This window comes from Roseococcus suduntuyensis, from assembly GCF_014196305.1.
Taxonomy (GTDB): Bacteria; Pseudomonadota; Alphaproteobacteria; order Acetobacterales; family Acetobacteraceae; genus Roseococcus; species Roseococcus suduntuyensis.
Genome location: NZ_JACIDJ010000007.1, coordinates 129,136 through 142,486 on the forward strand (window position 1 = coordinate 129,136; position 13,351 = coordinate 142,486).

Annotated in this window: 15 protein-coding genes; 9 read left to right on the forward strand and 6 right to left on the reverse strand. The window is 72.0% G+C overall.

All coding sequences use genetic code 11. The features are described from left to right. Positions 1 to 71: 71 nt before the first annotated feature. Positions 72 to 1,754 carry an AMP-binding protein gene (locus GGQ83_RS17305; RefSeq protein WP_184386234.1) on the forward strand — a complete coding sequence of 561 codons (1,683 nt, stop codon included), beginning with the start codon at positions 72 to 74 and terminating at the stop codon, positions 1,752 to 1,754. A 181-nt stretch (positions 1,755 to 1,935) separates the two neighbouring features. Here GGQ83_RS17305 and GGQ83_RS17310 read toward each other — a convergent pair whose 3' ends face one another. Together GGQ83_RS17310 and GGQ83_RS17315 are read right to left on the reverse strand one after the other, a co-directional pair. Continuing rightward, positions 1,936 to 2,904, reverse strand: coding sequence for a tripartite tricarboxylate transporter substrate binding protein (locus tag GGQ83_RS17310; protein WP_184386235.1), 969 nt, complete (start codon positions 2,902 to 2,904; stop codon positions 1,936 to 1,938). A gap of 86 nt (positions 2,905 to 2,990) precedes the next feature. After that, complete coding sequence (locus GGQ83_RS17315) at positions 2,991 to 3,773, reverse strand: helix-turn-helix domain-containing protein (RefSeq protein WP_184386236.1); 783 nt, start codon at positions 3,771 to 3,773, stop codon at positions 2,991 to 2,993. A 111-nt stretch (positions 3,774 to 3,884) separates the two neighbouring features. Here GGQ83_RS17315 and GGQ83_RS17320 point away from each other — a divergent pair, with 111 nt between their 5' ends. Further along, on the forward strand, positions 3,885 to 4,292 hold the full coding sequence (locus GGQ83_RS17320; protein ID WP_184386237.1) for a hypothetical protein: 408 nt from the start codon (positions 3,885 to 3,887) through the stop codon (positions 4,290 to 4,292). Between the two features lie 3 nt (positions 4,293 to 4,295). On the opposite strand, the gene GGQ83_RS17325 is transcribed toward GGQ83_RS17320, so the two are convergent. Genes GGQ83_RS17325 through GGQ83_RS17335 form a run of 3 tightly spaced genes read right to left on the reverse strand, consistent with a single transcriptional unit; the run spans position 4,296 to position 6,153 of the window. Next, the gene (locus GGQ83_RS17325) at positions 4,296 to 4,781 is read right to left on the reverse strand and encodes a YybH family protein (protein WP_184386238.1); all 486 of its coding nucleotides are present in this window, start codon (positions 4,779 to 4,781) and stop codon (positions 4,296 to 4,298) included. Beyond that, a complete protein-coding gene (locus GGQ83_RS17330; protein WP_184386239.1) occupies positions 4,781 to 5,179 on the reverse strand; it encodes a hypothetical protein in 399 nt (132 codons plus the stop codon). The genes GGQ83_RS17325 and GGQ83_RS17330 overlap by 1 nt, the downstream gene beginning before the upstream one ends. Further along, positions 5,176 to 6,153, reverse strand: coding sequence for an adenosine kinase (locus GGQ83_RS17335; protein ID WP_184386240.1), 978 nt, complete (start codon positions 6,151 to 6,153; stop codon positions 5,176 to 5,178). Before GGQ83_RS17335 ends, GGQ83_RS17330 begins: the two co-directional genes overlap by 4 nt. 158 nt (positions 6,154 to 6,311) lie before the next feature. Between GGQ83_RS17335 and GGQ83_RS17340 the strand changes: the two genes are divergently transcribed. The 5 genes from GGQ83_RS17340 to GGQ83_RS17360 all read left to right on the forward strand — a co-directional run bounded on the left by GGQ83_RS17340 (position 6,312) and on the right by GGQ83_RS17360 (position 10,064). Then, the gene (locus GGQ83_RS17340; protein ID WP_242535191.1) at positions 6,312 to 6,869 is read left to right on the forward strand and encodes a bactofilin family protein; all 558 of its coding nucleotides are present in this window, start codon (positions 6,312 to 6,314) and stop codon (positions 6,867 to 6,869) included. Positions 6,870 to 6,937: 68 nt separating this feature from the next. Then, positions 6,938 to 7,330, forward strand: a complete 393-nt coding sequence (locus GGQ83_RS17345; protein WP_184386241.1) for a hypothetical protein — start codon at positions 6,938 to 6,940, stop codon at positions 7,328 to 7,330. Between the two features lies 1 nt (position 7,331). After that, positions 7,332 to 8,261, forward strand: coding sequence for an AEC family transporter (locus GGQ83_RS17350; RefSeq protein ID WP_242535192.1), 930 nt, complete (start codon positions 7,332 to 7,334; stop codon positions 8,259 to 8,261). A gap of 80 nt (positions 8,262 to 8,341) precedes the next feature. Then, positions 8,342 to 9,457, forward strand: coding sequence for a GGDEF domain-containing protein (locus tag GGQ83_RS17355; protein WP_184386242.1), 1,116 nt, complete (start codon positions 8,342 to 8,344; stop codon positions 9,455 to 9,457). Between the two features lie 283 nt (positions 9,458 to 9,740). After that, on the forward strand, positions 9,741 to 10,064 hold the full coding sequence (locus tag GGQ83_RS17360; RefSeq protein ID WP_184386243.1) for a hypothetical protein: 324 nt from the start codon (positions 9,741 to 9,743) through the stop codon (positions 10,062 to 10,064). A 117-nt stretch (positions 10,065 to 10,181) separates the two neighbouring features. Here the strand turns inward: GGQ83_RS17360 and GGQ83_RS17365 are convergent, their stop codons facing one another. Next, entirely contained in the window at positions 10,182 to 10,970 is a 789-nt protein-coding gene (locus tag GGQ83_RS17365) for an EcsC family protein (protein WP_184386244.1), read from the reverse strand. 48 nt (positions 10,971 to 11,018) lie between these two features. On the opposite strand from GGQ83_RS17365, the gene GGQ83_RS17370 reads away from it, so the two are divergent. Next, positions 11,019 to 11,615 (forward strand): tetratricopeptide repeat protein, encoded by a 597-nt coding sequence (locus GGQ83_RS17370; protein ID WP_184386245.1) that lies wholly within the window; start codon positions 11,019 to 11,021, stop codon positions 11,613 to 11,615. Between the two features lie 53 nt (positions 11,616 to 11,668). Further along, the gene (locus tag GGQ83_RS17375; protein WP_311728571.1) at positions 11,669 to 13,345 is read left to right on the forward strand and encodes a cation:proton antiporter; all 1,677 of its coding nucleotides are present in this window, start codon (positions 11,669 to 11,671) and stop codon (positions 13,343 to 13,345) included. Positions 13,346 to 13,351 lie beyond the last annotated feature (6 nt).

Genomic DNA, 13,351 nt, shown 5'->3' on the forward strand with positions numbered 1-13,351 from the left:
TATCCGCTTTGTTGATTCCACCGCGGACGATCAGACGCTAGCCTTCGGGCAAAACCCCGAGGGAAAAGTCCATGACCACCACGGCATTTCGCGCGGCGCGGGACCTGCTGCTCGCGCATCGCGGCGACTACGCCGCCGCGCGGCGGGAGTTCCGCTGGCCGAAGCTCGAAACCTTCAACTGGGCGCTGGACTGGTTCGATGCGGAACTCGCGCGCGGCTCGCTCGGCAACTCCACCGCGCTGCGCATCGCGGGGGCGGGCGAGGCGACGCTGAGCTTCGCGGAGCTTTCGGCCGAATCCTCGCGACTGGCGAACGGGCTGCGCGCGGCCGGCGTGAGGCGGGGCGACCGCATCCTGCTCATGCTCGGCAACACCGTGCCGCTGTGGGAGACCATGCTGGCCGCGATGAAGCTCGGCGCGGTGGTGGTGCCGGCGACCACGCTGCTGACCCCCACGGACCTGGCCGACCGCTTCGCGCGCGGCCGGGTGCGCCATGTGGTGACGGGGGGCGCGGATGCGGCGAAGTTCGAGGGGCTGGACAGTTCGGTGACGCGCATCGCCGTGGGCGGCGCGCCGGGCTGGACGGAGTATGACGCGCTGAAGGCGCGCTCGTCCGAGTTCACGCCCGAGGGGGTGACGCGCGCGACCGACCCGCTGCTGCTCTACTTCACCTCCGGCACCACGGCGAAGCCCAAGCTCGTGCTGCACGACCAGCAATCCTATCCGGTCGGACACCTGGTCACGATGTACTGGCTCGGCCTGCAACCGGGCGACATGCACCTGAACATCTCCTCGCCCGGCTGGGCCAAGCACGCCTGGTCCTGCTTTTTCGCGCCGTGGAATGCGGGGGCCGGCGTCTTCGTGAACAACCAGCCGCGCTTCGACGCGCGCGGCACGCTGGAGGTGCTGGCGCGCGAGGGCGTGGACAGTTTCTGCGCGCCGCCCACCGTCTGGCGGATGCTGGTGCAGCAGGACATGGCGCCCTTCCGCGGCCAGTTGCGCGAACTCTGCTCGGCCGGGGAGCCGCTGAACCCCGAGGTGATCGAACATGTCCGCCGCGTCTGGGGCATGACCATCCGCGAGGGCTATGGCCAGACCGAGACCACGCTCCAGATCGGCTACTTCCCCGGCCAGGAGGTGAAGCCCGGCAGCATGGGCGTGCCCGCGCCGGGCTATGCCATCACCCTGCTGGACCCCGACGGCGCGGAAGTGAATGAGGGCGAGATCGCGCTGCGCCTGGATGACGCGCCGCTCGGCCTCATGCGCGGCTACCAGCAGGAGGATGGAACGTCAGCGCCGCTGGGTGACACCGCCTACCGCACCGGCGACGTGGCGACGCGCGACGCCGACGGCCACTTCACCTATGTCGGCCGCGCGGATGACGTGTTCAAGGCATCCGACTACCGCATCTCGCCCTTCGAGCTGGAGAGCGTGCTGGTCGAGCACGAGGCCGTGGCCGAAGCGGCGGTGGTGCCGGCGCCGGACGCGGTGCGCCTCGCCGTGCCCAAGGCCTTCGTGGTGCTGGTGGAGGGGGTGGAACCGGAGCGCGACGTGCTGCTCTCCATCTTCCGGCACCTGCGCGCGCGCCTCGCCCCCTACAAGCGCATCCGGCGCATCGAGGTGGCGGAGCTGCCCAAGACCATCTCCGGCAAGATCCGCCGCGTGGAGTTGCGCCAGGCGGAGGAACGCCATTTCCGGGCGGGCACGCGCCCGGAAGGCGAGGTGCGGGAAGAGGATTTTCCGGAGCTGGCGTGACGGCGGGCGAACCCGCCGCATCGGCTTCGCGCGGCCGATTCACGCGCTCAGCGTGCCGCCTCCCGCGATCGGACGCGCATCTCGCGGCCAATTCACGCGCTCGGCGTGCCGCCTCCCGCGATCGGACGTGCATCTCGCGGCCGATTCACGCGCTCGGCGTGCCGCCTCCCGCGATCGGACGCTATCCCTCCAGCCGGATGTTGTTCTCCCGCACCACCCGCGCCCAGCGTTCCATCTCGCTCACCATGAAGTCCGCGAAGGGCTCGCCGGAGGTGGCCAGCACGTCCATGCCCAGCGCCTCCACGCGCGACTTGATCTCGGGCTCGGCGAGGATGGTGGTGAGTTCCCGCGCCATGCGCGACTGGATCTCGCGCGGAACGCCGCTCGGCGCATAGACGCCCCACCAGGTGGGCGCCTCGAAGTCGGCTAAGCCCAGCTCATGAAAGCTCGGCACGCCGGGCAGGTCGCGCCAGGCGTCGCGCGTGGTCACGCCGAAGCCCTTCAGCGCACCATTGCGGACATGCGGCCCGCCCACCGGCGCGTTGGTGACGAACAGCGGCACATGGCCCGCCAGCGCATCGGCCAGCGCGGGCGCGCCGCCGCGATAGGGCACATGGGTCAGCTCCACGCCCGCCAGATTGCACAGCTGCACCATCGCCACATGCATCAGCGTGCCGATGCCAGCCGTCGCGTAGTTGATGCTGCCGCGTGGCGCGGCGCGCGCGGCCTCGATCAGTTGCGGGAAGCCGGCCCAGGGGCTCGCGGGGTGGGACGTGACCACCAGCGGCCCGCGCCCCACCAGCATCACCGGCGCGAAGTCCCGCCGCGTGTCATAGGGCAGGCGCATCACCGAGGGCAGGATGACATGGCTGTCCACCGCCACCAGCCAGGTGTGGCCATCGGGCGCGGCGCGCGCGGCCTCGGCCGCACCGACCGAGCCGGTGGCGCCGGCGCGGTTCTCGATGGTGACGGGCTGGCCCAGCACCGCCTGCAGCCGCGGCTGCAGCACGCGGGCCAGGATGTCCACCGACCCACCCGGTGGCCAGCCCACCACCAGGCGCACCGGGCGGCTGGGCCAGGCTTGCGCGCGGGCGACATGCGGGGTGGCGAGGGCGAGCGGCAGCCCGGCCAGAAGTGAGCGACGTTCCATCGCGTTTCCTCCTCGGGCCTTGTGTGTGACGGGGCGCGCCGGCCCTTCGCGCCACCCCCTGAGGGGGAGCTTGGGCGCATCGGGCCTCAGGGGGCAAGCGCGCGCAGCCGGGCGGCACTTTCGGGGTCGGCCGGGTAGAAGGTCTCGATGGCGAGTTCGGAGAGCGTCACCTCCATCGCCGCGCCGAAGACGGTGGTGGTCGCGATCAGCGCGACGGGGCCCATCGGCGTGTCCAGCGTCATCGGGACCACCAGCCCGCCCAGGCCCGGCACGGCGGGCGGCACCTCCGCGCGGGGCGGCGGCACTGGCAGCGCCGAGAGTTCCGCCAGCAGCGCGGCCAGGCCGGCATCCGCGCTCATCTCCACCTGGCGGCGCAGGCGGTCGAGGATGTGGTGGCGCCATTCGGCGAAGTTGTGGATGCGCGAAGCGAGCCCGCGCGGGTCGAGGCTGAGGCGCAGAACGTTCACCGGCGGCGTGACCTCGATACCCGCCAGCAGCGGCGCCACCGCGCCATTGGCGGCCACCATGTGCCAGTGCCGGTCGACGGCCAGCGCCGGGTGGGGCATGTGCGCGGCCAGGATCGCCTCCACCGCCGCGCGGGCGGCGGCCATGGAGGGTTCGCCCAGGTTCTGCTCGACGAAGCTGGGGGCATAGCCGGCGGCCAGCAGCAGCGCGTTGCGCTCGCGCAGCGGCACCTCCAGCTGGTCGGCCAGGCGCAGCACCATGTCGCGGCTGGGGGCGGCGCGGCCGGATTCCACATAGCTCAGGTGGCGCTGCGAAATCTCGGCATCCAGCGCGAGGTCGAGCTGGCTGCGGCGCCGGCGCTGGCGCCAGCCGCGAAGCAGGGCGCCGATGGGGGGCTGGGTCATGGCGCGACGCTAGCGCGGGCGCAGGCTGCGCGGCGATGACCTCCGACGTCATCGCCTTCCTGCGTCGGCCCGGGGAATGCTCCGCGCATCGCAACCCGATGGAGGCTTGAGATGCCCACCACCCCCACCCTGCGCTTCTGGATGCTGGCCGACGCGGCCGGCAGTGGCGCCACCGGTCTTTTGCTGGTGTTGGCCGCCGGCGCGCTGGCGCCCTGGCTGGGCCTGCCCGAGACGCTGCTGCGCGTCGCCGGCGCGCTCTTCCTGCCCTGGGCCGCGCTGGTGGCCTGGGTCGGGCTGCGGGCGGTGAACCTGCCCCGGCTGGTTGGCGCCATCGTGGCGCTGAACCTTGTCTATGTGCTGGATTGCGTGCTGTTCGCCGCCCTGGCGCGGCCGTGGTTCGGCCTGGCGCCGACCGGGCTCGAGCTGGCCTTCCTGCTGGCCCAGGCCGCGGCCGTGCTGGCCTTCAGCCTGGGGCAGTGGGCCGGGATGCGGCAGGGGCGCGCGGGCGCCTTGGCGTAACGCCTACTTCGCCTTGATTGCCCGCTTCGCGTGGCTGTCGGGCGGCACGCCCTTGGCCAGCGACATGTGGCTGTGCACCGCCAGCCACTTCTCCCCCTCGCCCGATGTGGCGCCCGGGTTCGGCACCAGGATCAGCGTGGTCCGCCCCGGGCGGTCGAAGGGCGTGCCGTCCGGCGCATAGCCGGTCGAGGTGAAGGGGGCGATGGCCACCGCCATGCTCCCATCCGCGCTGGCCAGCACGCGCGCCGCCTCGGGCGGGAAGCGGAAATCGCTGGTGCGGGGCCAGACGCTGTCCCATTGCCGGTCCCGGAAGCTCTCCAGCCCCTCCACCAGCGCCTGCACCGTGCCGAAGGCGATGATGCGGGGGTGCCAGAAGGGGTAGGCGGACTTGTAGTCCACCTCGCGCACGCAGGCGGCGAAGCGGTCCAGCCAGTCCAGGATGGCGTCGCGGATGGCGGGCGGGGCGTCGGGCAGCGGGGGCGCCTGCATCAGCGTGCGGCGCTCTGGCCCAGCAGCGACAGCGCCGCCCCGATCTCGCGCAGCGCCTGTGCATTGTCATGGCCACGCACGGCCGCGCGGGCGGCGGCGACGTGGCGGGCGCTGCCGGACAGGGTCGCGGCGCCGCCGGCCACCGGCAGGGCCTCGCCCGTCAGCAGCCGCGTCTCGGCACGCTCCAGCCATTCCTGTGCGGCAGCGTCACGGCCGGCGCGCAGCGCGGCCTCGGCGGCGCGAAGCTGGGCGGGCGCGGATTCGGCCAGCAGCCGGGCGCGCTGCTGCTGCACCTCGCGGATGGCCTGGGCCTGGGCCTGGCTGTCCCCGTGGTGGGCGAGCGCCAGGCCGGGCATGGCCAGGGTGAAGGCGGCGAAAAGGGCCGGCAGACGCATCATGCGACAAGCTCCTTCAGGTCGGCCTGCGGGCGGGCGCCGTAATGGCTGATCACCTCGGCCGCCGCGATGCTCCCCCAGCGGCCGCATTCGGGCAAGGGCAGGCCGCGCGTCAGGGCCGCCAGGAAGCCCGCCGCATAGGCATCGCCCGCGCCCGTGGTGTCCACCACCTGGGTGGGCTGGGCGGCGACGACATGCCGCTCGCCGCCCGCCAGGATCACGCTGCCGTGTTCGCTGCGGGTGAGCGCCGCGATCTTGACCTCGCGCGCCACCTGGGCGGCGGCGGCCTCGAAATCCTCGGTCTCGTAGAGGGAGAGGATTTCGGCCTCGTTGGCGAAGAGGATGTCCGTCTCGTTCTTCACGAAGTCACGGAAGGCGGCGCGGTGGCGGCCCACGCAGAAGGGGTCCGACAGGGTCAGCGCCACCTGGCGGCCGGCGGCGTGGGCGGCGCGGGCGGCGGCGCGGAAGGCGGCCTGGGCCTCCGGCGGGTCAAACAGGTAGCCCTCCAGATAGACCACCTGGGCGCGGGCAACCTCCTCCGCGTCCACATCGGCCGGCCCGAAGGTGACGCAGGCACCCAGGTAGGTGTTCATGGTGCGCTGCCCGTCGGGCGTGACCAGGATCAGGCAGCGGGCGGTGGGGGCGCCGCCCTGCAGCGGCGCGGTCGGGAAATGGACGCCGGTGGCGCGGATGTCATGGGCGAACACCGCGCCCAGCTGGTCATCGGCCACCTTGCCGAGGAAGCCTACCCGGGCCCCCAGGGCGGCCGCGACGGCGCAGGTGTTGCCGGCCGAGCCGCCCGAGCTTTCCACGCCGGGCGGCATGGCGGCGTAGAGCGCCTCCGCCTCCTCGGTGGAAATCAGCTGCATGCCGCCCTTGTTCAGCTTGCGCGCCGCCAGGAAGGCGTCGTCGGAGGGGGCGAGCACATCCACGATGGCATTGCCGATGCCGAGGATGTCGAGGCTGGGTGCGGTCATGCGGGGGCCTGTGCCGGAATATGGAGGGGTTCCGGTTACGCCAGATCGCGCTGAATGCAAATCGGCGAAGGAATCTTCGGGGGGCGGCGTTGCCGCCTGGGGCACGGGCGCTATAACGCCCGCTTCGCCGCCCGCCCATGAAGCAAGGAGCGCCGCACATGTCCATCTTCGGTCGCAAGAAGGATGACGCGCCGGATGCGCCGTCCACGGGGGATTCCATGAACACGACGCCGAATCGCGACCAGGACCTGGCCGTTCCCACCTATCGCCAGGCGCCCTCGGCCAATGCGCCGGTGGGCATGCCGCCCAAGCCCGCCTCGCCCGTCCAGGCCCCGCGCCCAGGCGCGCCGCCGGCCACGGCCCAGTCCCCCCGCCCGCAGGGCGCGGGTGAGCGGCGGACGCTGGTCGTCGGCCGCGGCATCAGCCTCCAGGGCACCGTCAGCGACGCCGAGCGCCTGGTCGTCGAGGGCACGGTGGAAAGCCAGATGATCCAGGCCGCCGAGCTGGCCATCGGCCCCACCGGCGTCTTCCGTGGTGAAGTGCAGGTCGAGGATGCCGAGATCGCCGGCCTCTTCGACGGCAACATCACGGTGCGCGGCAGCCTCGTCATCCGCGCCACCGGCAAGGTGAAGGGCACCGCCCGCTACCGGAAGCTCTCGGTGGAGGAAGGCGGCGCGCTGATGGGCAGCATGGAAATGCTGCCGGGCGAAGGCTGAACCCGACCCGGCCCGCGCTGGCCCCCGCGCTGGCACTGGCGGCGGCGCTGCCGCTGCTGGCCGCCTGCGTGGCCGATTCGTCGCGCGAGGATGCGGCCGCGCAGGCGCTGCTGGGAAGCCAGCGGGCCTCGCTCGCCGCGCTGGGGCAGCCCATGCCATCCCAGTCACCCGCCGCCGCCCCGCGCGGCCCGGGTGCCGTGCAGGAATTGCTGGGCGCCGCGCCGGCCGCCGTCATCGGCCGCCTCGGCGCGCCGCGACTGCGTCGTCGCGAGGGTGATGCGGAGGTCTGGCTCTATTCCGCCGGGGGCTGTCAGCTCGACCTGATGTTCTACACCAGCCCCCAGGGCCTGCGCGTGACGCATGCCCAGGCCCGCGCCAGCGGCGTGGGCCAGCGCACCGAGGCCGCCTGCCTGCGCGATATCGCGGCACAGGGGCAGCGCGCCGCCGCCCCCGGCTCCTGACTTGATCGGCCCCTATCTCGACGCCTTCGTGCCGGCCTTCGGACTGCTGGCGCTGGGGGCGGTGCTGAAGCGCCGCCTGCTGCGTGACGACGCGGTGTGGGCGGGCATCGAGAAGCTCATCTTCTGGGTGCTGCTGCCTTCGCTGCTGGTGGTGGCCATTGGCTCCGTCCGGCTGGGCGAGGTGCCGATCTTCGGCATGATGGCGGCCATCTGGGCGGCGCTGGGCATCGGCACCGTGGTGTCGGTCTGGCTGGCGCGGCGCTTCCGCCAGCCCCACAAATCCATGACCAGCGTGCTGATGGGCGGCATCCGCTTCAACAACCTGGTGGGCTTCGCCATCGCAGGCGCCATGTTCGGGCTGCCCGGCCTGGCGCTGGGCGGCCTGGCCACGGGCATGATCGTGCCCTTCGTGCAGGTGGTGACCACGACCGCTTTTGCACTCGGGGATGGCGGGCGGGTGCGGCCCTGGCGGCTGCTGAAGCAGCTGGCGTTGAACCCGTTGATCCTGGCCTGCGTGGTGGGCTTCCTGGTGGCGGGCATGGGGGGGCTGCCCGTAGGGGTGCGGCCGCTGATGGAGACGCTGGGCCGCGCCTCGGTGGCGCTCGGCCTGCTCGCGGTGGGGGCGGCGCTGACGCTGGGCGCGCTGACCGACCGGGTGGCGCTGCAACTCTGGACCGCCGCGCTCAAGCTGGTGGCGGTGCCGGGCCTGACGCTGGGTTTCTGCATGGCGCTGGGGCTCGACCCGCTGGCCACCGCCATGGCGGTGCTGTTCATGGCGCTGCCCACGGCCTCTTCCAGCTACGTGATGGCACGCGCCATGGGCGGCGATGCGCCGCTGATGGCGGCCATCACCTCCAGCCAGCATCTGCTCTCGGTCATCACCCTGCCGCTCTGGCTGCTGGTGGTGCAGGCGGCGATGGGCGGGCGGTAAGCATCCGTTCAGCATCCGGGGGGTAAGCCTTGGTGAGCTGGGAGGGGCGCAACATGCGCCGCCGGAAGAGGACCCTTCGAATGCCACCACTGGGCGAAACCGGGCGCGACCCGCGAAAGGGCACCACGCCGGGCCGCGACCCGGCCATCGGCACCGCCCATGCCACCATGCAATCGCTGCTGGACCACCGGATGAGCCCCTCGCCGGAGAACTACCTGGTCTGGTTCAGCTACCACGCCGGCACCCACCCCGAGCTGCATGACGCGCTGGATGCACGCCTGGCCGCGCAGGGCCGGCTGGAACAGGCCGATCTGAACGAGATGCACGCCCGCTACTGCGCCGGCGAGCCCCAGGCCCAGGCCATCGGCCAGGTCTCGCGCCAGCTGGAGGTCGCGCTGAATGACGCGGCCGGCATGCTGGGCACCGCGCATGACAATGCGTCAAGCTATGGCACGCGGCTGGAGGGGCTGACCGACACGCTGGAAGCCGCCTTCCCCTCGCTCAACGAGCCGCTGCGCCGCATCCTGGCCGACACCCAGGCGCTGTGCCACAGCAGCCGCACCCTGGCCCAGCGCCTGGCCGAACGCGCGCGCGAGGCGGAGGCCCTGCGCGACGCCCTGCAAGAGGCCCGGCGCGCCGCCGCCACCGATGCGCTGACCGGCCTGCCCAACCGCCGCGCCTTCGAGGAACGCCTGACCGAGGCGCTGGCCCGCGCCACCACCGAGCAGACGCCGCTCTGCCTGCTGATGTTCGACATTGACCACTTCAAGTCGGTCAATGACCGCCACGGCCACCCGGCCGGGGATGCCGTGCTGCGGGGCGTGGCGGACACGCTCCGGGAATGGGCCCGCCCGCATGACCGGCTGGCGCGGGTGGGGGGCGAGGAATTCGCCGCCATCCTGCCCGCCACCTGCCGCGAGGCCGCGGCCGGGCTGGCGGATTCGCTGCGCCGCGCCGTGGCGAACGAGGGCTTCCTGGTGGGCGCGGAGGGGCAGCGGCTTTCGGTCACCGTCTCGCTCGGCGTGGCGCAGCTTCAGCCCGAGGAGACGGGCGACGGGCTGCTGAGCCGGGCCGATGCCGCGCTCTATGACGCGAAGCGCCAGGGGCGGGACCGGGTGGTGCTGGACATGCCGCCCGCTCCAGATGCGCCGGAACCGGATGAGCCCGGAGAGGCGCGACCGCTTTCCTGGCGCTAGAGCAGCGTCCGATCGGGTTGAACCGCGAAGCGGTTCGGCCGATCGGACATAAGCTGCTCTAGAAGCTATGTTTTCTAGAGCAAGAAATCCGGTGGGCGGCAGCCGGCCATCACCCGTCCATGTTCCTCGGCGTGCCAACATGATGAAGTAAATTGAAAATCATCAGGCGCGTTGTCGGCGGCGGCGACATGCGAAGCAGCTTTCAGCGTCTTGTGTTGCTTGCGCCGCCTGTTTCATGATGCACTCGCTCCTGCTTCCAGCCACAGGCCGAAGGAGCAAGCACATGACCCAGCGAGTGACCGTTACTGCGCCGTGCCCGGGCAACCGCACAAACTACGTGGTCATCATCAATGTCGCGTGGATGTGCAAATTTGGAATCGCGCATCCCATGAACATCGGGAGCTGCCCCATCTTCCTTCACGGGCTGGATGCCAACGGCAATGCCCTCTCCCGGACACCCAATGGCGCAGCGGCCGGGCAGGAGCTGAAGCCCCGTGAGGGCAAGGACCGCTTCATTCCGCCGGAGGGCTCCGTCCGGATCGTGATGTCCTGCGCCAAGAACTGCACCGGCACCGCCATTCTGGAATACGACATGCCGAACAGCTGAGCTCCAACGCCGCGTATCCCAGCGGAGCATTGCCGCGCAGCGGCCGCCTCATGCGTTCTCAACAGACCTCTGAGCCAGTGGCTCAAGGCCAATGCCGCAGAAACGGCGGTCCAGTCGTCAGGCGCGGCGGCCGAAGCGCGCGTCATGACCGAGCGCGCGGCGGCGGCTGTCCACCGCCTCGGCGAAGCGCTGGCGGACCACCTGCCGGCCCAGCCGCTGTTCCAGCGGCTTCAGCGAGAATACCACGCGCGCCATGCGCTGGTAGAATTCCATGTAGACGAGGTTCAGCCCGGCCCCCACCGCCGCCCCCACCAATGGCACGGCCTGGGCGCCCAGCTTCGTCATCAGCGCGGGCGCGTAGCGCAGCACCACATTGGCCATGAGCTGCGCCATCTCCTGCCCCGCCAGCCTTGTGGCCCAGAAGGCGATGTCGGCGTCGTCATCCTCGTCCAGCGGGCCGCCGAAGGCGAAGACCTCGACGCAGGCGGTGCGGACCTCGGGGTCGCGCAGGTCGAGGCCCTGCCCGCGCGCAATGTCGGCCACCGAGCGCATGATGAGGCCCGTGGTCACCGGCAGCTCCGCCAGGGTGGTCGCGAAGCCGCCCATGCCGCCCATGGCGCCCGAAAGCGCGCCACCCAGCTTGTAGGCCGCGCTGCGCTCGGGCCGCGCGCCGGGGTCCAGGCCCAGGATGGCGGTACGGAAGGCCAGTTCCAGCCCGTCGCGCGCGCGTTCGGCCACCATCTTCTGCACCTCGGGCGGCAGGCGGTTCAGGCCCATCTGGACGAAGCGCCCCGCCTGCTCCAGCGCCGACATCAGCCGGCCGCGCGCGGCCAGGTAGTCGCTGGCGGCCTGCGCCAGCACGGCCTCGCTGTCGGGTTGGGTCAGGGTGGTCAGTTCTCCGCTCATCCGCCTGTTCCTTCTTGCGCGGGCGGGGGCGCCCGGGGACAATCGCCCATGCGCCCTGCCCTGCCCGCACTCACCGCGATCCTGATGGGCCTCGCCGCACCCGCACCAGCGCAATTGGGGGGTCCGGCGTTGCCGGTCCAGTCCCCCGCCGCGCCGGAGCTGTTGCAGCGCGAGCTGGACCGCGCCTTCGACGCGCTTCGCACCGCCCCCGACGAGGCCGGCGGCCGCATGGCGGAGGCCGCCGTGCGCCAGCTCTGGTCGCGCCAGGCCACGCCGGCCGTGGCGCTGCTGCTGAACCGTGGCATCCGCACCCTGCGCGGCGGGCAGGCGGCTGATGCGCTGGAGGATTTCGACGCCGCCATCCTGTTGGAACCGCGCCTCGCCGATTCCTGGCATTGGCGCGCCCAGGCCCATGCGGCGGTGGGGGACCGGCAGGGGGCGGCGGGCGATTTGCGCGAATCGCTCCGGCTGGAGCCGCGGCATTTCCCGGCCCTGGTCACGTTGTCACAGCTCCAGGAAGAGGCGCGGGATGCGTCCGGAGCGCTGCGAAGCTTCCGCGCCGCGCTGGAGATCCATCCCCGCCTGGCCGGCGGCGCGGCCCGGCTGCGCGAGCTGGTGCGGGCCGCGGAAGGCGAGGCGATGTAGCCCCCCCACGCCTCGCATGCGAAACTGACGCGAGGGTTGAGGGAAAAGCACAAGTGGGTTTGCAGGACATCCTGGCGGCCTCCGTCTTTTATGAGGTGGCAGCCCTTCTGGTACTGGGCGCGGCGGTGGGCATGGTGGCGCTGCTGCTGCGCCAGCCGCTGATTGTCGGGCTGATCGCGGCGGGCATCCTCGCGGGGCCCTCGGCGCTGGGCATCGCGCAATCCGATGAATTCATCGCGCTGCTGTCGGAACTCGGCATCGCGGTGCTGCTGTTCCTGGTGGGGCTGAAGCTGGACCTCGGGCTGGTGCGGAGCCTGGGCGCGGTGGCGCTGGCCACGGGTCTCGGGCAGGTCACCTTCACCGCCGTCATCGGCTTCCTGCTGGGGCTGGCCTTGGGGCTGGATGCGCTGACCAGCCTCTATGTGGCGGTGGCGCTGACCTTCAGCTCGACCATCATCATCGTGAAGCTGCTGTCCGACAAGCGCGAGATCGACAGCCTGCACGGGCGCATCGCGCTCGGCTTCCTCATCGTGCAGGACATCTTCGTGGTGCTCTGCATGGTGGTGGTCTCGGCGCTGGCGGCGGGCCAGGGGCAGGCCTCGGCCGCGGCGGGGCTGCTGCGGGTGCTGCTCGGCGGCGTGGTCATGCTGGTGGTGGTGGGCGTGGTGATCCGCTACCTGGCGCACCCGGTCACGTCGCGGCTGGCGCGGGCGCCGGAATTGCTGGCGGGCTTCGCCATCGGCTGGGCGGCGCTGCTGGCCGCGATCGGCGATTATGTCGGGCTGGGCAAGGAGCTGGGCGGGCTGCTGGCGGGCGTGGCGCTGGCCTCCACCCCCTTCCGCGAGGCCATCGCCGCCCGCCTGTCCAGCCTGCGGGATTTTCTCCTGTTGTTCTTCTTCATCGCGCTCGGTTCGCGCCTCGACCTCGGGGGGTTGGGCGAGCAGGCCTTCGCGGCCGCCGTGCTGTCGGTCTTCGTGCTGGTGGGCAACCCGCTGATCGTGGTCGCGATCATGGGCTATATGGGCTATCGGCGCCGCACCGGGCTGCTGGCCGGGCTGACGGTGGCGCAGATCAGCGAATTTTCCTTGATCTTCATGGCAATGGGCGTGGCGCTGGGGCATGTGGCCGAGGCCTCGCTCGGCCTGGTCACGCTGGTCGGCATGGTGACCATCGCGGCCTCCACCTACATGATCACGCATTCGCACCGGCTGGCCACCTGGCTCGACGCGCCGCTGCGCCTTTTCGAGCGGCGCGAGCCCTGGCGCGAGGCCCAGGCCAGCGGCGACGCCGCGCCCGCGCCCGACGGCGCGGATGTGGTGGTCTTCGGCCTGGGGCGCTTCGGCGACGCCATCGCGCGGCGCCTGCGCGACCGGGGGCTGCGCGTGCTGGGTGTGGATTTCGACCCGGAGGTGGTGCGGCGCTGGCACCAGGCCGGCCTGCCCGCGATCTATGGCGATGCGAGCGACCCGGAACTCATCGCCTCGCTGCCGCTGGAGGGGGTGCGCTGGGTGGTCTCGGCCGCGCCTTCGGTGCGCGGCGGGCTGACGCAGGAGGACCATCGCCTCGCCCTGCTGGACGGGCTGAAGGCGGTGCATTTCGCCGGCCGCGCCGCCGTCACGGCCCATGCCGCGAGCGAGGCCGAAGGGCTGCGCGCCCGTGGCGCCGACCTGGTGCTGCTGCCCTTCCAGGATGCGGCGGCGCGGGCTGCGGAGTTGGTGGCGGAGGGATAGGCAGGC

Coding starts and splice junctions, on each gene's coding strand:
- GGQ83_RS17370 (WP_184386245.1), top strand. CDS start 11,019: ATGCGCCCTGCCCTGCCCGCACTCACCGCGATCCTGATGGGCCTCGCC.
- GGQ83_RS17360 (WP_184386243.1), top strand. CDS start 9,741: ATGACCCAGCGAGTGACCGTTACTGCGCCGTGCCCGGGCAACCGCACA.
- GGQ83_RS17330 (WP_184386239.1), bottom strand. CDS start 5,179: ATGATGCGTCTGCCGGCCCTTTTCGCCGCCTTCACCCTGGCCATGCCC.
- GGQ83_RS17320 (WP_184386237.1), top strand. CDS start 3,885: ATGCCCACCACCCCCACCCTGCGCTTCTGGATGCTGGCCGACGCGGCC.
- GGQ83_RS17310 (WP_184386235.1), bottom strand. CDS start 2,904: ATGGAACGTCGCTCACTTCTGGCCGGGCTGCCGCTCGCCCTCGCCACC.
- GGQ83_RS17365 (WP_184386244.1), bottom strand. CDS start 10,970: ATGAGCGGAGAACTGACCACCCTGACCCAACCCGACAGCGAGGCCGTG.
- GGQ83_RS17305 (WP_184386234.1), top strand. CDS start 72: ATGACCACCACGGCATTTCGCGCGGCGCGGGACCTGCTGCTCGCGCAT.
- GGQ83_RS17335 (WP_184386240.1), bottom strand. CDS start 6,153: ATGACCGCACCCAGCCTCGACATCCTCGGCATCGGCAATGCCATCGTG.
- GGQ83_RS17315 (WP_184386236.1), bottom strand. CDS start 3,773: ATGACCCAGCCCCCCATCGGCGCCCTGCTTCGCGGCTGGCGCCAGCGC.
- GGQ83_RS17325 (WP_184386238.1), bottom strand. CDS start 4,781: ATGCAGGCGCCCCCGCTGCCCGACGCCCCGCCCGCCATCCGCGACGCC.
- GGQ83_RS17340 (WP_242535191.1), top strand. CDS start 6,312: ATGTCCATCTTCGGTCGCAAGAAGGATGACGCGCCGGATGCGCCGTCC.
- GGQ83_RS17355 (WP_184386242.1), top strand. CDS start 8,342: ATGCCACCACTGGGCGAAACCGGGCGCGACCCGCGAAAGGGCACCACG.